15 protein-coding genes and 1 pseudogene are annotated in these 20,708 nt (G+C 67.0%); 8 read left to right on the forward strand and 8 right to left on the reverse strand.

Features of this window, described 5'->3' with window-relative positions:
• Window positions 1-95 precede the first annotated feature (95 nt).
• On the forward strand, window positions 96-1,331 hold the full coding sequence (locus tag BLW75_RS38915) for a PucR family transcriptional regulator (RefSeq protein WP_034320869.1): 1,236 nt from the start codon (window positions 96-98) through the stop codon (window positions 1,329-1,331).
• A 995-nt stretch (window positions 1,332-2,326) separates the two neighbouring features.
• Here the strand turns inward: BLW75_RS38915 and BLW75_RS38925 are convergent.
• The gene (locus BLW75_RS38925; RefSeq protein ID WP_034320871.1) at window positions 2,327-3,160 is read right to left on the reverse strand and encodes a poly(ethylene terephthalate) hydrolase family protein; all 834 of its coding nucleotides are present in this window, start codon (window positions 3,158-3,160) and stop codon (window positions 2,327-2,329) included.
• A gap of 620 nt (window positions 3,161-3,780) precedes the next feature.
• Between BLW75_RS38925 and BLW75_RS38930 the strand changes: the two genes are divergently transcribed.
• Window positions 3,781-4,926 (forward strand): serine hydrolase domain-containing protein, encoded by a 1,146-nt coding sequence (locus tag BLW75_RS38930; RefSeq protein ID WP_241784002.1) that lies wholly within the window; start codon window positions 3,781-3,783, stop codon window positions 4,924-4,926.
• 1,217 nt (window positions 4,927-6,143) lie between these two features.
• On the opposite strand, the gene BLW75_RS43075 is transcribed toward BLW75_RS38930, so the two are convergent.
• Complete coding sequence (locus BLW75_RS43075; protein WP_158005423.1) at window positions 6,144-6,644, reverse strand: LytR/AlgR family response regulator transcription factor; 501 nt, start codon at window positions 6,642-6,644, stop codon at window positions 6,144-6,146.
• A gap of 138 nt (window positions 6,645-6,782) precedes the next feature.
• Between BLW75_RS43075 and BLW75_RS38945 the strand changes: the two genes are divergently transcribed.
• Window positions 6,783-7,664 (forward strand): PhzF family phenazine biosynthesis protein, encoded by an 882-nt coding sequence (locus BLW75_RS38945; RefSeq protein ID WP_034320876.1) that lies wholly within the window; start codon window positions 6,783-6,785, stop codon window positions 7,662-7,664.
• Window positions 7,665-8,419: 755 nt separating this feature from the next.
• Here the strand turns inward: BLW75_RS38945 and BLW75_RS38950 are convergent.
• Both BLW75_RS38950 and BLW75_RS43825 read right to left on the reverse strand, forming a co-directional pair.
• Entirely contained in the window at window positions 8,420-8,716 is a 297-nt protein-coding gene (locus BLW75_RS38950) for a DUF1330 domain-containing protein (RefSeq protein ID WP_034320878.1), read from the reverse strand.
• Window positions 8,717-8,754: 38 nt separating this feature from the next.
• Window positions 8,755-9,024, reverse strand: a complete 270-nt coding sequence (locus tag BLW75_RS43825) for a hypothetical protein (RefSeq protein WP_034320882.1) — start codon at window positions 9,022-9,024, stop codon at window positions 8,755-8,757.
• A gap of 707 nt (window positions 9,025-9,731) precedes the next feature.
• On the opposite strand from BLW75_RS43825, the pseudogene BLW75_RS38960 reads away from it, so the two are divergent.
• A pseudogene (locus tag BLW75_RS38960) lies at window positions 9,732-10,055 on the forward strand (hypothetical protein); the annotation flags it as partial.
• A gap of 285 nt (window positions 10,056-10,340) precedes the next feature.
• On the opposite strand, the gene BLW75_RS38965 reads toward BLW75_RS38960, so the two are convergent.
• From BLW75_RS38965 to BLW75_RS38975, 3 genes are all read right to left on the reverse strand, one after another.
• Complete coding sequence (locus BLW75_RS38965) at window positions 10,341-10,988, reverse strand: CoA transferase subunit B (protein ID WP_034320888.1); 648 nt, start codon at window positions 10,986-10,988, stop codon at window positions 10,341-10,343.
• Window positions 10,988-11,755, reverse strand: coding sequence for a CoA transferase subunit A (locus BLW75_RS38970; protein ID WP_034320891.1), 768 nt, complete (start codon window positions 11,753-11,755; stop codon window positions 10,988-10,990). Before BLW75_RS38970 ends, BLW75_RS38965 begins: the two co-directional genes overlap by 1 nt.
• A 93-nt stretch (window positions 11,756-11,848) precedes the next feature.
• Window positions 11,849-12,874, reverse strand: a complete 1,026-nt coding sequence (locus BLW75_RS38975; RefSeq protein WP_158005424.1) for an esterase/lipase family protein — start codon at window positions 12,872-12,874, stop codon at window positions 11,849-11,851.
• A gap of 522 nt (window positions 12,875-13,396) precedes the next feature.
• On the opposite strand from BLW75_RS38975, the gene BLW75_RS38980 reads away from it, so the two are divergent.
• The 4 genes from BLW75_RS38980 (at window position 13,397) to BLW75_RS38995 (ending at window position 19,629) form a co-directional block, all read left to right on the forward strand.
• Window positions 13,397-14,335 carry a 3-hydroxyacyl-CoA dehydrogenase family protein gene (locus tag BLW75_RS38980; protein ID WP_158005425.1) on the forward strand — a complete coding sequence of 313 codons (939 nt, stop codon included), beginning with the start codon at window positions 13,397-13,399 and terminating at the stop codon, window positions 14,333-14,335.
• A 66-nt stretch (window positions 14,336-14,401) separates the two neighbouring features.
• A complete protein-coding gene (locus BLW75_RS38985) occupies window positions 14,402-16,327 on the forward strand; it encodes a helix-turn-helix domain-containing protein (protein WP_091599291.1) in 1,926 nt (641 codons plus the stop codon).
• A gap of 260 nt (window positions 16,328-16,587) precedes the next feature.
• Window positions 16,588-18,222: a tannase/feruloyl esterase family alpha/beta hydrolase gene (locus BLW75_RS38990; RefSeq protein ID WP_198935825.1), complete on the forward strand. Its 1,635-nt coding sequence runs from the start codon at window positions 16,588-16,590 to the stop codon at window positions 18,220-18,222.
• An 84-nt stretch (window positions 18,223-18,306) separates the two neighbouring features.
• Entirely contained in the window at window positions 18,307-19,629 is a 1,323-nt protein-coding gene (locus BLW75_RS38995; RefSeq protein WP_034320897.1) for an MFS transporter, read from the forward strand.
• A 94-nt stretch (window positions 19,630-19,723) separates the two neighbouring features.
• On the opposite strand, the gene BLW75_RS39000 is transcribed toward BLW75_RS38995, so the two are convergent.
• Window positions 19,724-20,683, reverse strand: a complete 960-nt coding sequence (locus BLW75_RS39000; protein WP_034320901.1) for a helix-turn-helix transcriptional regulator — start codon at window positions 20,681-20,683, stop codon at window positions 19,724-19,726.
• Window positions 20,684-20,708: the final 25 nt, after the last annotated feature.

Raw genomic sequence — 20,708 nt, forward strand, 5'->3', positions numbered from 1 at the left:
ACGACACCGTGCACAGGCTTCGCCCGGAGCCGGTGCACGATGCACTCCTCCCGGCATGTGGTGCCGACTTCTCGTCGGGAAGGCACACTTCGGGGATGGAAGAGCTGTGGCCCCCGCCGGCCCCCGAAGCCGCCGAGGCGATCCGGGCTGTGTGCCAGCGACTCCTGCCGGACGCGGAAGCGCTGGCCGACGCCCTCTCTGCGTCCGCCCGCCGGGTGCAGTACGACCCGGCCGTGCTCTCGGACGCGTCCCTGGGCGAGGAGGACCGCGACCTCAACCACTCGGATCTCGTCCAATGGCTGACCTCGAACATCCAGCACCCCGGGCGGCGGGTGGAGCCCTACATCGGCCCGCGGATCACCGCCTACATCGGCGATCTCGTGGCCCGCGGCATCGCACCCGACTTCGCCGAGGGATGGCGGGCCGCGCTGGGGATCGGCTGGCGCCGATGGCTGGAGGAATGCTCGGCGCACTGCGCGGACCGGGACCTTCTCGTGGACGTCCTGGACGTGTCGGCGAAGGCGCTGATGCAGTACGCCCTCGACTCGGTCGCGACCCTGCGCGAGGTCAGCCTCGTCGCCGCGATGGGCAACGCGGACGCCGAGGCGATCGCCCTGATCCAGATGATCGCCAGCGGGGCGCCGATGGCGGAGGACTTCGCCGAGGAACGCCTGCGCTACCGCATGGCGCGATGGCACGTCGGTCTTGTGCTCTGGGTCGATGATCCCGACCGGCAGGGCGCGCTGGACGAAGCGATCGTGGCCCTGCGCTCGACTGAGGCGGGCCGAAGCACGCTGGTCGCCCGTGCCAGTACCACATCGCGCTGGGTCTGGCTGTCGGGAGCCGACACCCCGGACCTCCACCCGGCTGAGAAGATCGTGACGACGGCGGACGAGGTCCGCGTAGCGGTGGGCAGGCCTGGACGCGGACTCGACGGGTTCAGGTCCAGCCACCAAGACGCCCTCTCGGCCCAGGCCCTGATCGTCCGCCTCGGATCCGACCGGAGATTCACGGCCTACGCCGACGTCGAGCTGATCGACGCCCTCACGAAAGACCGTGCCAGCGCACGCAGGTTCGTCCTCAAGACCCTCGGCCCGCTCGCCGAAGCCGACTCGGCGCTACGGCAGGCACTCCTCACCTACGTGCAATGCGGCTTCAACACCACCCGCGCAGCCGCCAACCTCTACGCCCACCGCAACACCATCGAGCGGCGAGTCTCGCGCGCCAACGAACTCTCGGTCGTCAAAGTCGAGAACAACCCCACCCATGTCGCCGCCGCACTGCTGGTACTGGAGCTCGCCCCCGAAATCATGACCATCTGCCCCAGCTGAGCCACAATACTCCAGATCGCGGAACGTGCTGGGTCTGTGTTCAGATGGAAGCTCGACCTGCACGATCGAGTTTCCACGCTGCACTCTGTGTACCTCCCTCGACTCTCACAGCGGCTGGTCGGCGAGCTTGTGATCTGCGCAAACGCTGTCTAAGTGCTCTTCTGTGACAGGTGCAAATTCGCTTATTGTCGACCTGTCCGACGTCCTGCACGTGCGAATGGTGCGGGGTCAGGGTCTGTCAAACGAGCTCGTTTGACAGACCCGAGCGGAGCTCGTGATCAGCGCCGAGTCCGCGAACGCCGTGAAATCAAGAAAGGCCGCTGGACGCTCTTGTGCGGGAACTCGCGCACGATTCGGCTCGGGGGTATTCGTTGCTGTCGCGTTCCCTGGCGGGGCGGCACGGACGGCGAGTCAGTCAGCGCCCGTCGTCGTGCTGGAGATGTGCCGGCCACGGGCGTTCTCGTACTGGGTGTACGCACGGGCGAACATTCCCCCTCCGGTCTCGCGGAGTTGGGCAGGGGTGCCTTGTTCGACCACTTTGCCCGCGTCGAGGGTGACCACCGCGTCGGCCGTGGCGAGGGTGGCAGGGCGGTGGGCGATGACCGCTGCCGAACAACCGTGCTCCTGCGTGCTCGCGCCAGGGATCGTGACGTGTCGACAGGGACGCGACGCCGTCGACGGCCTGGTTTCCTAGCTGAGGTACGTCGGTTTTCATCGACGTGCTTTGGCGGTGCTGTCTGTTTCCTTGCTGACGAAGTCCTTCCATAGCCACGCATAGATCCGGTACGCGTCATCAGGATCGGTCAGTTCGCTGAGTCGGAGGGTCTGACCCGAAGCGCGATCCCGGAGCGGGGTGACGACCACCAGGTGGATTTCGCCCGGGGATCTGCCCCAGAGCCGGAGAGGGGATACCCAGCGCCATCGAGCGACCGTCGGCCAGGTCTCGCGGACCACGGCCGGTATCGGCGCGATACGCCAGGAGGGTCGGTGATCCTTCATCCGACCTGTCGTGCTTTGGTGTTGCGTTCGACTGCGGACCAGGAGTCCTTGTCGCGGCAGAGGCCGCAGGATGATCGTGGCCCGAAGAACAGGGTGCCCGCGCGCTGGTCGTCGGCGAGCCAGTAACGGAACCATGCGGCGAGTACGCCTTTGAGGTGCTTTCCGCCTCCGTTGGAGAAATAGTGGTCGGAGTTGCGCAGTTCGGCGAAGACGGCCGCGACCTGATCGGCGTTGTGATAGCGGGCCCGGACGTAGAGGGGCGGGACGGTGGTGTCCTTCTCCCCGGCAACGAAGAGGCTCGGCCCGCGCAGCGCCCGGACGTCGCCTCCTGGTCCGGGCTGGACCGGAGCGGTGACGGTCACGACCGGGTCGGCACCTGCCCTGATCGTGCCGCCGCCACCTTGTGAATGACCGCTGGCCCCGACCTTGGCCGGGTCGATGGCGTCGTGGAACCGGCTGGCCGGGCGCGTGTTCTCCTCGATGAGGAATTGTCCGCCCGCAAGCATTTCCGAGCCTGAGCCGGATTGCGTGGTGTTCGCGGCGGCGACCACGATGCCCCAGGAGGCGAGGTGCCGCAGTAGGGTGTCGTAAGAGTCCGGAGTCGCGCCGGTTCCGTTGCCCCAGAGTAAGATCGGATAGCGGGTACCGGCCGCGAGGTCGGCAGGGTAGTAGAAAGTATGATCGGGCCCGCCGCGCAGTTTCACTGTGGTGTGAGGCCCCGGCACCGAGTAGAAGTCGGTGTCGACACTCGCGGCCGCGGCCGACGCGGGAGCGGCCGACGCGATCAGGGCGAACGCGGTGACGAGGACCGACAGGGATCGCTTGCGCATGCGGGATGCCTTCTCGTGTCGATGAACCAGGACTGGGGCATGGGCCAGCGCGTGGCGGATGTCGTACCTCGCTGTGGGCTTACCTGTGGCCCGGGATCCTGCGCCGATGCTCATCGCCGAAGGATGCCCGCCGGGAAGATGGGCCACATCGTCGAAACTACGTATGCTGCTGCGCACCTGCCTGAATGTGATGCTGACTACCAGTCCCTCGGCGCGGCGCCTGGCAGGGGAGCATGTTCGGCCGCTCGCAACGCTGACGGTGCCGCCGAGAGATCAAGACGTCCGCGGACGCACCGACCTTCGACGCGGTGAGAATTTTCGCCGAGCGTGCCGCCAGTGTCGTTCCAGTGTTCCGGAAAGGCCGGAGATTTTGTCGATCGGGGATGTCGATTACCCGACGTAGCACCGGTATAGGGACACCAGAAAGTAGTGTTCTTGAAACCGGGCCGGCTGGAAGGAACTCATAAGCCGCATCTATCGCAGGGTTCGGCAGCGGCACACTCTCACGAGCGTGACAAAACGATCCATTGGCAGGTCGTTTTCCGCTTACCGGATTGACAAGGCGGCCAGGACGCAGAATCCTCCGGTTCTGTGTCGAGTTTTCCCGAAGCGAAGGGACGATGATGCATTTTTCTGTTCGCCGCAGGGTGGCATCCGCACTGGCCGTCGTGATGCTGGCGGCCGGCGCGGCTGTCACGTCGAGTAGCGCCGTTCTCGCCAGTCCGACGGGAGATCGTCCGTATCCCGGATCCGAATGGGAACGCGGCGACCCCGTTGCGGCCGGGTTCGATCCGACGAAACTCGCTCAGCTCGCTGAGGAGTTGAAAGCCGACAAGTCGAACTGTCTTGTGGTCATACGGCACGGGCGGCTGGTCGCCGAATGGAACTGGAACGGCGCGAACTCTCAGTCGAGCCAGGAAGTCTGGTCGGTGACCAAATCGGTGTCGAGCACGCTCGTCGGGATCGCCGATGCCGAGCACAAGCTCGACATCGACGACAAAGTGTCGAAATACGTTCCTGCCTGGGCGGGCACGCCGTCCGACGGGGTTACGATCAAGGACCTGCTGAGCAACGACTCCGGCAGGCATTGGGTGAGCGCACTCGACGACGCTGGGAGGGTCTTCGGTGCACAAGACCGCACCGCTTTCGCGATCTCTCAAACCCAGGACGTACGTCCAGGCCAGGTCTGGGCCTACAACAACACCGCTATCCAGGTGCTCGACGCAGTACTACGTAAGGCCACCGGGGAAAAGCCGATCGATTACGCTCGGACAAAGCTTCTCGAACCACTGGGCATGAAGTACTCGAAGATGACTGTGGACCAGGCTGGCAACACCAACACGTTCATGGGCCTGCAGTCCACCTGCCAGGACCTGGCCAGGTTCGGCTACCTTTTCCTGCGCAACGGGCGCTGGAAAGACAGCCGGCCCGTGCCTGGACCGTGGGTGGCTGCCGCCACGAAGAGGCCGTCACAAGACATCAGCGCCGCGTACGGGTACCTCTGGTGGCTTAACCGGCACGGTCCTGTCGCCACTCCGTCGCAGGCCATGACCCGCGAGGAAAGCGAGCAGGCTCCCCGCACCCAACTCGTCCCATCAGCCCCGGAGAAGATGTACTGGGCGCTCGGCCTCGGCGGCCAGATCGTCCAGGTCGACCCCGGCTCCGACACCGTAGTCGTGCGGCTCGGTCCCGCAAGCCTGACCAGTCCGTCCGTCAGCCCGGCGAAAACCGCCAAGATCGTCACTGAAGCACTCGTCCGGCCATGAGCATTTTCGTCCGCAGTGTGCGTGCGGTTTCGAGTTTCTGGTTGGCCACAGTGGCGTCGGCTGTGCTGTCTTGACCGCGTTGCGTAGCTGGGCAAGGTCTTCTCCTTGGCGTAGAAGATCACGATGACCTTGCAGTGGCGAGGTGCTGAGTAGGACGCGCGGGATTCAGCGGACGTGGGCCCCGACTAGAACTACCCGGTCGGGTGACACAGCTGGAGCAGGCAGTGCGACCCCATTTGACGGAGTGAGACGTCGTGCTCCAGATTTGCTCCAGTCACTGAACAGTATTGAATTCGCTATGCCAATTCTCAAAGTGCGGTATAGCGAAAAAACCGCCCTACCTCGGCGAACCTGCCAGGGGGGGGCGGTTTTTCATCACTGTGGAGCTAAGGGGAATAGAACCCCTGACCCCTCACTGTCAGGGTTCGCTCGAGGCGCTGACCTGCGGTTAACGAGAACCCGCTGGTCGGCTGGCGCAGTTGCGCTGTGTTTGATGCGGTTCGGTGTCGTTGGGCGCTGTTGTAACCGACGGCGTGCTCCAGGACTGCTCCAGGAAAATTGGTGTGAGAGTCGGACTGCCAGTGACAGTCGTGGGTCGGTGCGGCCGTGGTCTCGGCGGGGCGATGCCGCCGTCAGAAAGGGCAGCTCTTCCGGTGTTGATTCGGTCCGGCCGGCGTTGGCAACAACCACGGCGAAGTCATGGTGCGGAAGATTCGGCCGCGTCAGGCGGTCTTTTTCCGGCTGCCTTGAGCGGTTGCTCGTTCGAAGGCGGCCCGTCGTCACTCCTTCTCGGGTGGGCACCGTACTCGAACAAGAACGGGCCGAACTTGACCTTGAAGTATCCGTCCGTGGGACCAGTGGCCAGATGGAGGCTGAGCGCGGTCAGGCAGAACAGGGAAAGGACCGCCACTAAAGTAATCACAGCTGTAGAAATGCTTGACGCTCCTGTCCTGCCTGGTTGCCGAGTTGAAACGCCCCCTGTACTCGTTGATTTGGGGACGCCGACGCCAGGTTGGCCAATCGCGGCGCCGCAGCAGCCTGCGTTGCTGTGGGTTCACTGCCTGACGGTGGAATTCCATGCTAGGCAGTCGCTCGTACCGGTGGTATCGCTTGCGGACGCCTGACCATGGGCCGACAACTAACAGTCGACCAGCGGTACGAGCGGGCTGACGAGCGGTCGCTGCACGGGGTCGGTTTCTGGCGGGGCCGACAGAAGATCAGTACTCGGGGTCTTCCTTGTTCGCCGCTCGGAACAGACGTTCACGTACCGCTCGAGCATGTCGCCTGCTGATCGGCACGTCGCCGAGCTCTGTGTGTGCCACCAGGCTTCCAGTGGGGTCGCTGCGCAGTTCGGTGATTGAGCCGAGGGCGGCGAGGAAGCTGCGGTGGGTGCGTACGAAGCCGGTGTCCTCCCAGGCCTCGGCTAGCTGAGAGATGGACATCCGCGCCGGGTGGATGCCGGAGAAGGTGTGGAGCTTGACGGTGTCCCGGCAGGCTTCGACGAAGACGATCTCGCGGCGCTTGATGTATCTGGTGCGGCCTCGTGTCTCCACCGGTATCGCGGTCAAGGAGTCCGGGACGGGTGAACGTGCCGGTTCGGTGGATGGCAGCGTCCTGATCACTCGTCGCAGTGCGGCGGCGACCCGGTCGGGGCTGGCTGGTTTGCGGAGATAGTCGACTGCCCCGAGGTCGTAGGCGTCGGCGGCGTGTTCGTCCACTATCCGGTGCGGGACGGGACCGGCTGAGGCAGGACGGTACGCTCCGGGACGCGTTCGGCCGGCCGTTTGCGGCCAGGTCCGGCTATCGGTGGAACGCCATTCGCGGTCGGCGGTTCGTTGAGCGTCAAAGGGGGGCCAATGTTTTGGCCGGATGTCACGGTGGTCGATGCGTGCGTGCGGCGCGACGGCCGGGGTGGCAGCCCCACGTCCGTCACCGACGACGACCCGGCGGCGACGGACGGGGACCGGCGTGCGGTCGCTGCTGTGGCCGGCACCTCGCACGCGGCGTTCCTCGGCCCGTGGCGGGCGCCGGACGGTGGCTGGCCGGTCCGGTTCTTCACCGCCACCGCCGAACTGGCCGGCTGCGGCCACGGCACCGTTGCCGCGCAGGCCGTCCGGTTGTCCCGCACCGCGCTGAGTGAGCTGAACGACCGCCAACGCACCGGCGGGCGCACGTTCGACACCGTCGCGATCCGCCGCCCCGCCGGCATCGAGGTGTGGTTCGACCAGGGTCTTGTCACGCTGCGTCACCCGGCACCGGAGGAGCGCGCCGCGGTCGTCGCCGCGCTCGGGCTCACCGCGGACGACCGGCATCCGACCGACGCGCCACGGATCGCCGCGCCCGGCGCACCACGCATGCTGGTACCGGTCCGCGACCGGTCGGCGCTGCTCCGAGTCCACCCACACCTAGGCAGGCTGACAGCGGCGTGCCAGCGGTACGGGCTCCTCGGCTGTTTCGTGTACGCACCGCCGGTGGGCGATCGACCGGGTGCGGCGCGGATGTTCGCGCCGGCGATCGGTGTCGACGAGGACGTCGCCAACGCCAACAGCACCGGCTGTCTGGCCGCCCACCTGCTCGACACGACAGGGGCACAGACGGTCGCGATCGAGGTGGAGCAGGGTGACAGCCTCGGTCGACCGGCCAGCGTGCTCGCTTCGGCCCGACGCGGGCCGGCGGGCATCACGACCCGGGTCGGCGGGTTAGCGGTGGTCCGCGACGGACACCGAGGCGACAACTAGGCCGTCCTCTTCTGCGATCCGCGCATGGGGTGGGGCTGTTCACTGCGGTCAAAGTGTTGGCACCCGGAGGCGGCCGTCAGCGGAACGCGATGTCGAGGGCGAGGCTGAGTGTCCACCGGGAGACGCGCGGCTTGGCGGCGACGGCGGTTCGGGTTTGCCCAGGCGCGAGGACGGCCGCCGACGCGGCCCTCGGGGCGGGCGGGCGGGCGTCGGCGGCCTTCGCGGCGCGTGAGACCTGAGTGACTCGGCCTCAGTCCGTCTTGAAGGCGTCCTCCCGCGGGTGTGCGGTGAGGAATTCAGCGATCGTGGGGTCCGGCAACCCGCCGTCGCTGCGGAAGTCTTCCTCGCCGAGGTGACAGTAAGGAGCGGCAGGTCGAGATCGGTATGGGTGCGAGCTGGGCCAGGTGACGTCGGCTGTGAGCGCGACGGCGGCGCGCAGCGCGGATTCGGCCCACCGCAACGAGTCTGGGGCCGACGGGGGCCTGCCCGCCAGCGGCCACGGGTGCCGCGTTCAACTTCTCCGGCATCGCGAGTCCGGCCCCCTACGCCCCCTGATGACTCACATCGGTTGCTGGAACCTCGTCGAACGCTCCTCCGCCGGCATCGAGGCCGATGTCCGTGCGGCCGGGAACCGTCGCCGGACTGGACATCACCACCAATGCCACTGGTCTGGCACTGTTCGCGACGGTTCGGCGCGCCGACGAGCGGGGGACCGGCGGTCAGCTTGGTGTTCGTCGCGGACGCATTCCCGGTCGTCAGCCGAGGCCTTCGATGATGCGAAAGTCGCGCTTGAAGCCGTTGGGGAGTGTGGCCAGCGCCTCCTTGTAGGCCGTACTCTCGTATGCGGCGACCGCCTGTTCGAAGCTGTCGAATTCGATCAGGACGACGCGCTCGGCGATTCCGGCTTCGTGTGCGACGACCCTGCTGCCGACGGAGGCGAGCACCCGCCCGCCCGCGGCCTTGACGGCCGTACCGGCTAGTTCGTTGTAGACATCAAGCCTCTCAGGGGTCGCGATGGTGGGGTAGACGCTGACCCAGTAGCCCTTGGCCACGATTCCTCCTGTGTTCGGAATTGATGATCAGAACATACTCAGGTCCGTGGACGGCACACTGTGAGGCAGCCGACGGAGACGGCGTCGAATTCGGACGGCTTCGATCGACCGGCTGGGGGTGTGATCGGATTGGTCTCGGGTGAGCGTCGAAGGGCGAGGCTGGTCGTGATCGCCATCGCGGCGACGCCGCCCAGCACCGCGGTGGTGTAGGCGCTGTCGTCCGGGGAGAGGCGGCCGGTGCCGGTGCCGGCGGCTAGGGCCAAGCCGCTGATCGCGCTGCCCAGGGAGTACCCGACGCTGCGGACCACTTAGTTGAAGCTCACGGCGCTCGACGTCTCGTTCTCGGCGGTGACGGTCAGGATGACGCCGGGCATGGCGCCGAGAAGCTGCCGACGCCGAAGCCCAGCACGCCCATGGCCGCGAGCAGGTCGGCCAGCTTGGTCCCGGGCGTGGCAACCGTAGGACCTCCTTGTCGGCTTGCTCGGTGCCGCCTCGAGAACCCGGTTTCGCGCGTCATGGCGTGCCTGGCGTGCAGGTGCCCACTTGCTGTGCACGCAAGGAGTAGCACATGTCACGGCACCGCTTTCCCCGCTCTGCCAACGGGAACCCAGTCCGCACCGCGTCCACCGCCCCACTACGGGTGCGGCGGAGCCGTACCACCACAAAGGCGAGCAGCCCGAGGGCGGCAAGCGCGAAGACGGTATTGCCGATGAGGTCCAGAGTCGCCGGCGCTGGGAAACTCGGCGGCTGAGGGAAGCTGTGCCAGGCGTAGGTGCGTGATGCTGCAACGCCTTACTGATCGCCAGGGCAAGCGCGGCGAGCACCGCGGCCGGAAGCCCTGGCCACAGGAAGGGATTTGTCACGGCAGCGACTCTCTCCGCCTGCGGTGGGCAGGCCACAGATCGTTCGGCGGCGCCCTCCACACCACCGTGTGTGGCCGCTGCTACGGGAAGCTCGACGAAGCGAGCGGGATTGCGGTCGATCGAACCACACCGCACTGCCGCGTTGAGCGCCGATCGACCTCGGCCAGCTCGACCTCGCCGACCCCAAGGTCTACGACATGCTGTGCGCGGCGGACGCGATCGGCGTGTTCCAAGTGGAGTCCCGTGCGCAGCTGGCGACGCTGCCGCGGTTACGGCCGCGGAAGTTCTATGACCTCGTCGTCGAGGTCGCGTTGATCCGGCCCGGCCCGATCCAGGGCGGCTCCGTTCACCCCTACATCGCGCGCCGCCGCGGCGAAGAAACCTGGAAACACGAACATCCCCTGCTGGCCCGGAGTCTCGATAGGACACTCGGGGTGCCGTTGTTTCAGGACCAGGTCATTGACCGGACTTACGATCAGGAGCGCTTAAGACCGCTGGGGCGGGTGGCATTGCCTCCGTTGTTCTCGGACCACCAGGGGTGGTAACCGCAGAATAGAGAAATACCACCGTCGCTGGTCCCGTCATGTGTCCGAACTTGGTTATCCCCACGGCCGCTTGACCGACGCCTTTCTTCCTCAGGGCAGCAGCAGCGCCGTGAGGCAGGCCGATGAAGTCGTGGTCAGGGTCCGGACGCGCGTTGCCATCGTGAATGACCAGCCGAACCGTCATGGAATCTCCTGCGAAGATCTTGAGGCCACCACTCACATGGACGCGTGGACTGAGACGGTGACGTGGGCTCCGGTCGCGTCCCGGACGTCGGCGGCGGTGACCCCCGGTGCGGTTTCGACCAGCCGGAGGCCGTCGGGGGTGATGTCGAGGACGGCGAGATCGGTGATGACGCGGTCGACACACCGGCGGCCGGTGAGCGGCAGGGTGCAGTCGCCGACGATCTTGGGGCTTCCGTCGCGGGCGGTGTGTTCGGTGAGGGCGAGGACGCGGCGAGCGCCGTGGACGAGGTCCATCGCCCCGCCCATGCCTTTGATCATCTTGCCGGGGATCGTCCAGTTGGCGATGTCGCCGCGGGCGGAAACCTGCATGGCGCCGAGGATCGCGATGTCGATGTGGCCGCCGCGGATCATGCCGAACGACTGGGCGGAGTCGAAGAAACTCGCCCCGGCGAGGATGGTGACCGTTTCCTTGCCGGCGTTGATCAAGTCTGGATCCACCTGGTCTTCGGTGGGGTAGGGGCCCGTGCCGAGGATGCCGTTCTCGGAGTGCAACACGACGTGGACGCCGTCGGGGAGGTGGTTGGGCACGAGGGTCGGCAGGCCGATGCCGAGGTTGACGTAGCTGCCGTCGGTGAGTTCGGCGGCGGCGCGGGCGGCCATCTGGTCGCGGGTCCACGGCATCAGCGCGTCGTCCTTTCGAGGATGGTGCGGCGTTCGATGGGTTTGTCGGCGGCTTGGTCGGCGGTGAGTTCGACGACGCGCTGGACGTAGACACCCGGCACGTGGATCCGGTCGGGATCCAGTTCACCGGGTTCGACGAGCTGTTCGACCTCGGCGACGGTGACGCGTCCGGCGGTCGCGGCCAGTGCGTTGAAGTTGGCGGCGGAGCGGCGGAGGACAAGGTTTCCGTGCCGGTCGCCGAATGCGGCGTGTACCAGGGCGAAGTCGCAGGTGATGGCCTGTTCCAGGACGTAGTCACGGCCTTGGAACTCGCGGGTCTCGCGGGCCGGTGACGCCACGGCGACGGATCCGTCGGCGCGGTAGCGCCACGGCAGGCCGCCGTCGGCGATCTGGGTGCCTACACCGGCGGGGGTGTAGAAGGCGGGGATGCCCGCTCCGCCGGCGCGCAGCCGTTCGGCGAGAGTGCCCTGCGGGATGAGCTCGACTTCGAGTTCACCGGCGAGGTACTGGCGGGCGAACTCCTTGTTCTCCCCCACGTAGGAGGCGACGACGCGCGCGACGCGGCCCGCTTCGAGCAGGATTCCCAGGCCGCGGCCGTCGGTGCCGCAGTTGTTCGACACGAGCCTCAGCCCGGACACACCGGTGTCGTGGACGGCGCGGATCAAGGTCTGGGGAACGCCGCAGAGCCCGAAGCCGCCGACGGCGATCGAGGCTCCGTCGGGAAGGTCGGCTACGGCCTGGGCGGCGGTGGCGACGAGCTTGTTCATGGAGAAACCGCTCCTGATGAGGTCATGGTGCTTCCCGGCCGGGGCGGGCGGACACTGTCGGGCCCCGGCCGGGACGGGTGGTCGGTGAGGTGGCTACGGGCAGGTGCGGTCGATGACGTAGTGGTTCGTGCCGGTTTGCCGCAGTTTCGTCGAGACGTAAAGGGAGTTGAGGCCGAGATTCTGGTTGGAGCCGTTGGCCAGTGCGTAGCCGTAGCTGTTGTGCGCCCGGCCGGCGACCACGTGGCCGTGATTCGAGGACGAGAAGCACTGACCGGACGGCGTGCTGGTGGGCGGCGCCGTGGTGCTGGTCGGTGTCCCGGTGGTGGGGGTGGGCGTGCCGGTCGGCGGGTTCTCGTGCGCGAGGATGAACGCGCGCATCGCGGCGAGCGCGGTGGCGTCCTTGATGATGGTGAAATGCGTCGGTGCCATGGGCCCGGAGAGCAGGTAGTTGTCGTCGGCGCCCGCGAGTTTGGCCGTGTCGTAAGGAGCCGCGTTGATGTCGTTGACCGACCGGACGGTCATGTAGGCGACCTGAGGGTGGCCGGGCACTTCGGTGCCGGAATTGAGTTCACGCAGGAACGGGGAATTCGCGGAGCCGAACTGCTGACAGGACACATAGAACTGGCAGCCGTTGTTCGTGGTGCCGTGCTGCGGACCGGCGTAACCGATGTACTGCGACACCTTGTCCGCGCCGCCGAGGTTCTTGATGTAGTAGCGGGCCGCCAAGGTCGAGGCCGACCAGGTCGCGAGCACGACCTTCGACGCCCCGGTCTGCGCGCGCACCTGATCGACCTTCGTGCCCAGTTCCTGGGCGGCCTTGGCAAGGTCCTGGGTCATGTTGCTGCTGTCGGTCCAGGTGAACAGCCGGTTCGCCGCCCACCCGTTGGACTGCAGATTCGCTTTCATCGGGTCCATATTGGACGGTGTGCCGGTCATGCCGGGCACCATGATCACCGGGTCGTGCGCGGCCGCGGTCGTGGCGGCCGTGGCCGCCCCCGAGGTCAGGGCCACTGCGGCGGCGGCCACCGCGGCCACCGCCGCGGAAGCGGCCGCCAGCAGCCGAGTCCGCCGACCGTGCCGGGGGCCTGAGGTGGGGGACGGCTGGGAATTCGCAGGCATCGTTGCCTCCATGGGTTACCACACTTCGCGAAACCGAATAAGACTCGCGCCCTCGGTGCGCGAGGGTGATGTATTCCGAGGTGGCAACACCGTAGGTACGCGGCTTCCGGAAGCGGTATGTGCACGCGTCACACTCTTACGCGGCCACGGATGTGTTACCCGGCGCCTCGCCTAGCCGGGGCTGACGACCAGCCGTACTGGAAGGAGTCTTGGCAGTCGCGTGCTTAGGCTGGACGGCTCGATGTGGCTCGAGTGGGCGTGGTCTCTCCGCGAGGGACCGAAGCAACGGGACCTCCTTGAGAACTAGCAGCCCACCGAGGAGTGACAAAAGCACACTGTCAGCGGCTCAGAAGTGTGCTGTTTGCCCATTTGGGTGGTGGGTTGGACCAAATACCGTGTAGCGAACCGCAGGGTTCACTCATGGTCGAGGCATTGCGGCCAAGTTCCGGGCCACGCAGGGTGACCTCTTTGTTTCGTGACGCTCCTTTGCCAGGGCTACCCGCACCTTGTAGCCAGTCAGCTATGCCCCATTCTGAAAGAAGTTGTTCGGTGACCTGTTTCGGCATTATCGGCGGCGGTCTCATGGGCCACGGCATCGCCGTCGCACTGGCTCAGGCCGGCCACCAGGTCGGTGTCTTCGACATTGACCCTGCCGTCCTGACGAGTCTCAGTGACCGCGTAGGCCAAGCGCTGACGCGTATCGGGGTTCCTCCTGAGCATGCCTGCGAGGTGCGTGATCTCATCGTTCCGATCGGTTCGCTGCCGGACCTCGCGCGGCGGTCGGAGATCGTCGTGGAGGCGGTGTCGGAGCGCTTGGCGGTGAAGCACGACGTGCTGGCCGCCCTCGAGTCCGACATCGCACCGGATACGCCGATCTGGACGAACACGTCGGTGCTCTCGATCAGCAAGGTCGCCCACGCCATGGCGCACCCGCAGCGCCTGGTGGGAGTGCACTGGTGGAACCCGCCCTACCTGATTCCCCTGGTGGAGATCGCGCCAGGCGCGGCCTCCGACGCGAATGTCGTCAAGCACGCCTACGACCTCATCACGTCGCTGGGCAAGACCACGGTCCTGCTTCACCGTGACGTACCGGGGTTCATCGGGAACCGCCTGCAGTTCGCACTGGTGAGAGAGGCCCTCTACCTGCTCGACGAGGGTGTCTGCGAGCCGGAGACGATCGACACGGTGGTTCGCGCCAGTCTCGGGCTGCGCTGGGCGACCGTGGGCCCGATGGAGAACGCCGACTACATCGGACTGGACCTCACCCGCGCGATCCTGTCCAACCTGGCGCACGACCTGTCCACCCAGACGAATTCGTTCCCCACCCTCGACCAGCTCCTGGAGCAGGCCCGCACCGGCCGGCCCACGGGGAGCGGGTTGCTCGCGTGGCCGGATGGACGCGGCGACGAGGTGGCCGCGCGGCTGGAAGCCGGGATCCGCCGAGGCCTGTCCGCGAACTGACTCGCCACCTCGAACACCAAAGGTCACACTGTTTACAAGGCGTGCCGTTGCTCATCAGGAGGGTCGATGCGGGCGGAAGGTGAATCCCTGCTCCAGCTGTTGCAGCAGGACGCGGACATCAGTGCCTTCGACACCGCCGTGACGCGGGCGCGGGCGGCGAACATGCCTCCCGGCGAACTCGCCGAGGTCGAGCGGGAACGCGCGATCGCGTTGCAGCTGCGCGAGACCCTCATCCGGCACCGCCGCAACGAAGCCGAACTGCAATTGCTCAACGACACGGCCAACGATCTCGCGTCGATCCGCGATCTCGATTCGATCCTGCAGGCCATCGCCGACCGGGCCCGAAGGCTGCTGGAATGCGATCTGGCCTACATCAGCCTCAGTGACAGCGATCGCGGCGACTGTTTCATCAAGGCCGCGTCCGGGAACGTCTCCGGGTTGCTGGTCGGGTTGCGCCTGGCGCCCGGCTGCGGACTCGGCGGCATGGTCGCCCGCACGGGCGAGCCCTACAGTGTGGCGTCCTACCGGCAGGACAGCGCGCTCACGCATACCGAGCCCGTCGACCGGACGGTCGCCGCCGAGGGAATCGAATCACTTCTCGGTGTCCCGGTGAAGCTCAAGCAAGAAGTGATCGGTGTCCTGCTGGCGGCGCACCGTGCGGTACGGACGTTCAGCAGCCGCGACATCAACGCGCTCAGCATGCTCGCCAACCACGCCGCCGTCGCGATCCAGAACTCCCGGCTGCTGACCGCCGCCCAATCCGCGGTCGAGGATCTGCGTGTCGCCAATTCGACCATCGGTTCCCACGTCGACGACCTGGAACGCACCGCCGAGGTGCACGAGCGCCTCACCAAACTGGTCATCCAGGGCAAGGGTGTCGACGAGGTCGTCCAAGCGACGGCCGCCGCGGTTCCCGGTGAGGTCGTGGTCGTGGACGAACACGGTGTCGCGATCGCCACCTCGGGCGAAGGCGGTGACGCGCCGCTGATGGAGCTGGCCGAAATCGGCGTCGAGGCCCGCAGGTCTGGTCATACCCTCGTGCGGGACCACCTGTGCATCGTGCCGATGATCACCGAGTCCGAGCCCTTGGGCACCATCGTCCACATCGGACCGTCGACGATCAGCGACACCGACCGGCGCATCCTGGAGCGGGCCGCGCTGGTCGCCGCCCTGGTCCTGGTCACCCGGCGGCGGATGACCGAAGCCGAGGCGCGGGTGCGCGGCGAACTGCTCGGGGAGCTACTCACCCAGCAGACCCAGGACTACGATCTGCTGCGGCGCCGTGCGGCGATCCTCGGTGTCGATCTCGACACCTGTCACGTCATCGTCGTCGCTCACCTGGAGGGCGCCGCGCGCGAGCGGATCTATCCCGCCATCGCCGCGCTGGCCCGCCGCTTCCGGGGCTTGGCCACCCACCATCAGGACGCGGTCGTGCTGCTGGCGCCTGGCGATGAACCGCATGCGGTCGCCGGCGCCGCTTCCCGCGAGCTGGCGCGCGCCTCCCGCCACCGGGTCACCGCGGGCGTGGCCCGTGTGCCGCACCCCACCTCGATCATCGCCGCCCATGACGAAGCCACCCGATGTATGCGTGCCCTGCTGACCCTCGGCCGCCACGGTGACACAGCCGCTGCCGCCGACCTCGGTTTCGTCGGCACCCTGTTCAACGGCCGCCCCGACTTGGATGGCTTCATCAACGCCACGATAGGTCCGATCCTGGACTACGACCGGGCCAACCGGACCGAACTCCTGCACACCCTCGAAGTCTTCTGCGCCACCAACCACAACGCCCGCACCACCGCGCAGACACTCCATCTGCACCACAACACGGTGTCCCAGCGCCTCAGCCGGATCAGCCACCTTCTCGGCGAGACCTGGCGCCACGCCGATCAACTCCTTGAGATCCAAGTCGCCTTGCGCCTGCTCAAAGTCACCGACGCCGCGAACACCACGACCACCCCACCAACACGCACCGGATCGGTGGACGAGGCATGATGTAGAACCCCTTTCGCGAACTCCCACGTCGCGAAAGGGGCTTCATTTCACCTGCAGTTCCCGGTTTGACTTCCCCTGTCGCTCCGCACTCACGATGGCGGCAATGGGCACTCAGGTGTGGCAGTCGGTCAGTAACACACCACGGGTGTCACACCCGAACAGGCGATGACCGGATCCAGTGTGCCGTCCGCACATCGCGGTGAGCAGAGGTTGCTGCCTAACCTGATGCCCGCGCCGAGGTACGAATGATGGAGGTCATCATGAAGGTCTTTCGAACAGCCGCGGTGGTGACCCCGTTGCTCGCCACACTCGCCATGCCACTCACCGCGGACGCTCATCAGTCAGCGTCCGGGTACTGCTCCGGCCTCAACGGCACGAGCATCCCCGCGGCCGCTATCAGCCTGCCCACTTCCGGCGCTGAAGTCACCGCAACCCGGCTGATCGCCGCCACCACCACGTTGGGGGAATACTGCTTGGTGGATGCCGCGATTGCGCCCGTGGACCCGGCCGCCCCCCAGATCAAGACGCGGCTGGCCTTGCCGACCTTGTGGAACCGTAACGTGTTGATGTTCGGGGGCGGTGGCTACAACGGCACCATCCCCAACGTCGCCGGCAACGTTCCGTTCGGCCCCGCCGATCAACCCGTGCCTCTCGCCCGTGGTTACGCCGTCTTCGCCAGTGACTCCGGACATCAGGCAACACCCGGCTTCCCGCCGAGCACGACTCTCGACGGGTCATTCGGCCTCAATGACGAAGCGGTGCGGAACTTCGCCGGGGACGCGTTGAAGAAGACCAGAGACACAGCCGTCCATCTCATCGGCAAGCGCTACGCGGGCACGCCGCCGGAACACAGCTATTTCGCCGGAGGCTCCACCGGCGGCCGCGAGGCCCTGGCTATGGCGCAGCGCTGGCCCACCGCGTTCGACGGGGTCATCGCTGTCTATCCCGCGTGGAACGCCGCCAGCCTCGACCTGTTCTTCGGCTATGAGACACAGATCTTGTCCCAGCCAGGTGCCTTTCTCAACCCGGCCGAACAAGCCCTGCTCCACCGCGACGTCCTCGCCGCCTGCGACCACCGTGACGGGCTCACCGACGGCGTCGTGTCCAATCCGGACGGCTGCCACTACATCCCCTGGGCCTTGCGCTGTCCCGGCGGGAAGGACACCGCGGACACCTGCCTGTCCGATACCCAGATCAACGCCGTCGTGCGAATCTCCTCGCCGCTGCGCTGGAACTACCCCCTCGGCAGCGGGGAACGCGGCTACCCGGGATTCCCGTTCCTGTCCGGAGCCAAGATGAGCACGCCACTGCTCGGCATGGGAACTCAGGCACCGGCCCACCCGATGCCGACAACAGCCGGATACGGATCGCAGTTCTGGGACCAGTGGGCACGGTACTTCGTCACCCGCGACCCCTCCTTCAACTCCCTCGCCCTCGACCCGCGGGTACCCGGCAAGTGGAAACAGCGGATCAGCGACCTGTCGAAACTGCAGGACGTCAACAACCCCGATCTCCGTCCCTTCGCGCGCGCAGGTGGCAAGCTGCTGATGCTGCACGGCGCCGCCGACGAACTGGTCAGCTCGCGGTCCACCGCCGAATACTTCGAACGCGTACAGCAGACCGTCGGACGTGCGGCCACCGACCGGTTCGCCAGGTTCTACGTCGTGCCCGGCGCCAATCACGTCAACGTCGGCGCGGCCTTCGCCGCCGGCTGGGACTCGCTCACCGCCCTGGAAACCTGGACAGGACAAGCGAAAGCACCCGTCCATCCGGTCGTCACCGACGTCAACCCCACGGCAGGACAACGCACCCGCCCCCTCTGCCAATACCCGGCCTGGCCCCGCTACACCGGCGGCGACCCGGACAACGCCCGCAGTTTCGCCTGCCAGAAATAGCGGTTCTTTCTCCTGCCAGCAGTAAACACAATCTTTCCGACCCCCTCAGGTCTCAGTGCCATGAGGGCGACCCGTGGAGCCTCAATGACGAGAACCAACGAATCCACCACGCCTCGGACCAGCATGGGCCGGGTCGTGGCCGCCAGCCTGATCGGTACCGCCGTCGAGTGGTACGACTTCTTCCTCTACGGCTCCGCCGCGGCGCTGGTGTTCAACAAGTTGTTCTTCCCCAACAGCGATCCGCTCGTCGGCGTGATGCTGGCGTTCCTGACCTACGCGCTCGGCTTCGTGGCCCGCCCCATCGGAGGCCTGGTGTTCGGGCACTTCGGTGACCGCATCGGCCGCAAGAAGCTCCTCATGGTGAGTCTCATCCTCATGGGCGCGTCCACCGCCGCCATCGGCCTGCTTCCCACCTACGGATCGATCGGCATCTGGGCCGCCGTGCTGCTGACCACCTTGCGGCTGGTGCAAGGCTTCGCCGTCGGCGGCGAATGGGGCGGCGCCGTGCTGCTGGTCAGCGAACACGGCTCCGACGCGCGCAGAGGATTCTGGGCGAGCTGGCCACAGGCCGGCGTCCCGATCGGCAACCTGCTGGCCACCGCCGTCCTGGCGATCCTCGCCGGAACGATGGACGAAGCGGCCTTCCTCAGCTGGGGCTGGCGAATCCCCTTCCTGCTCTCCGCCGCACTCGTCGTCCTCGGCTTCTGGATCCGCACGGCGGTCGAAGACGCCCCGTCGTTCATCAAAGCGAAAGCGCTGGCGGATGCCGGCAACACCCCACGCCGGGCACCCGCCATGGAAGCACTGCGCCGCCACCCCAAGGAAATCGCGATCTGCATGGCCGCCCGGGTCGGGGAAAACGTCTCCTACTACATCATCACCGCGTTCGTGCTCACCTACGTCACGACCCACCTCGAACTCTCCAGCGGCGTCGTCCTCACCGCCCTGCTGGTCGCCAACGCCGTCCACCTGGTGGCGATCCCGCTGTTCGGCGCGCTGTCCGATCGGGTCGGCAGGCGGCCGGTGTACCTGGCCGGCGCCATCGGGACAGCCGTCTGGGCGCCGGTGTTCTTCCACCTGCTCGACACTCGCCGGCCCGCACTCATCATCCTGGCGGTGACCGGTGGCCTTTTCATGCACGCCGCCATGTACGGCCCGCAGGCGGCGTTCTTCGCCGAGCAATTCGACATCGAGGTCCGCTACAGCGCCACCTCCATCGGCTACCAGGTCACCTCGATCGTCGCTGGATCCCTCGCGCCGATCATCGCCGTGGCGCTGCTGCGGAACTACGGCAGCGGCACCCCCATCGCCATCTACATCGCCATCGCCGCCGCCATCTCGGTCCTCGGAATCCTGGCAGCCAAAGAAACCCGGCGTCGTGACATTTCGAAACTCGCGGCCCGTTGATTCGCGGCCCACTTTCTACGCCCCGAACCGAGTACACGCCCGTGCGATTCGTGCCGTTATCTCGCCGGCCATGAGCCTCTGCGGCAGCGCACGGTCAAGTTTCGATCGCGCGCAGGCACCGTTCTGCCTGCTGCCGGAGTGCGCCTTCGAGTTCCGGTGGTCCGCTGACCAGGGTGAAATCGGTCTGTACTGAGGTGATCATCCACACCAGGTCGGACGTCGATGGGGCGCCGAGGTGCAGGAGGCAGCGGTACTCGTCGAGGGCCTCGACGGCGCCCATTCCCGGCCACACCCGGTCGGCCACCGCGTCGGCCGATTCGTGCAGCTCGACGGTCGCCTGGCACGGCCAGGCGCGCGCGGAGAGCTGCTGCGCCAGATAGGCCGCGACGTCGTCGAACGGCGGCTCGCGGGGCGTGAACCGGGCGCCGGCGGGCGGTCGCGGGGTGAGGCGATCGACGCGGAAGGTGCGCCAGTCGTCGCGGTCGACGTCGAAGGCGACGAGGTACCAGTGCCTGCCGAAGTGGACCAGGCGGTAGGGCTCGGCGTGCCGCCGGGAGGCACCGCCGCGCGGGCTGACGTAGTCGAAGCGCAGGCGTTCGTGGTGGCGGCACGCGTTCGCGATGGTCATCAGCGTGTCCGCCGAGATCTTCGGGCCGGGCGCCACCCCAGCGCGCACGGTCGCGGTCTGGAGTGTGTTCACCCGATGCCGGAGCCGCGACGGCAGGACCTGCTCCAGCTTGGTGAGCGCGCGTAACGCCGTCTCCTCGATACCGGTGACCGAACTGCTCGTGGCGGTGCGCAGTCCGACGGCCACCGCGACGGCTTCGTCGTCGTCGAGCAGCAGCGGTGGCAGGGACGCGCCCGCGCCGAGCCGATAGCCGGGTGTGCCTTGGAGCGCGTGCACCGGGTAACCGAGTTCCCGCAGGCGCTCGACGTCCCGTCGCACGGTCCGTGTGGTGACGCCGAGGCGTTCGGCCAGGTCGGTACCCGGCCAGTCGCGGTGGGTCTGCAGCAGCGACAGGAGCTTCAGCAGTCGTGCGGAGGTTTCCAGCATGATTTCATTCTGCCGTCCGGTTAGG

Origin of the sequence: Amycolatopsis lurida, from assembly GCF_900105055.1 — a bacterium.
GTDB classification, from domain to species: domain Bacteria; phylum Actinomycetota; class Actinomycetes; order Mycobacteriales; family Pseudonocardiaceae; genus Amycolatopsis; species Amycolatopsis lurida.

Coding starts and splice junctions, on each gene's coding strand:
- BLW75_RS38975 (WP_158005424.1), bottom strand. CDS start 12,874: ATGCCTGCGAATTCCCAGCCGTCCCCCACCTCAGGCCCCCGGCACGGT.
- BLW75_RS38965 (WP_034320888.1), bottom strand. CDS start 10,988: ATGCCGTGGACCCGCGACCAGATGGCCGCCCGCGCCGCCGCCGAACTC.
- BLW75_RS39000 (WP_034320901.1), bottom strand. CDS start 20,683: ATGCTGGAAACCTCCGCACGACTGCTGAAGCTCCTGTCGCTGCTGCAG.
- BLW75_RS38945 (WP_034320876.1), top strand. CDS start 6,783: ATGTTTTGGCCGGATGTCACGGTGGTCGATGCGTGCGTGCGGCGCGAC.
- BLW75_RS38970 (WP_034320891.1), bottom strand. CDS start 11,755: ATGAACAAGCTCGTCGCCACCGCCGCCCAGGCCGTAGCCGACCTTCCC.
- BLW75_RS38915 (WP_034320869.1), top strand. CDS start 96: ATGGAAGAGCTGTGGCCCCCGCCGGCCCCCGAAGCCGCCGAGGCGATC.
- BLW75_RS38985 (WP_091599291.1), top strand. CDS start 14,402: ATGCGGGCGGAAGGTGAATCCCTGCTCCAGCTGTTGCAGCAGGACGCG.
- BLW75_RS38990 (WP_198935825.1), top strand. CDS start 16,588: ATGAAGGTCTTTCGAACAGCCGCGGTGGTGACCCCGTTGCTCGCCACA.
- BLW75_RS38980 (WP_158005425.1), top strand. CDS start 13,397: ATGCCCCATTCTGAAAGAAGTTGTTCGGTGACCTGTTTCGGCATTATC.
- BLW75_RS38995 (WP_034320897.1), top strand. CDS start 18,307: ATGACGAGAACCAACGAATCCACCACGCCTCGGACCAGCATGGGCCGG.
- BLW75_RS38925 (WP_034320871.1), bottom strand. CDS start 3,160: ATGCGCAAGCGATCCCTGTCGGTCCTCGTCACCGCGTTCGCCCTGATC.
- BLW75_RS38930 (WP_241784002.1), top strand. CDS start 3,781: ATGATGCATTTTTCTGTTCGCCGCAGGGTGGCATCCGCACTGGCCGTC.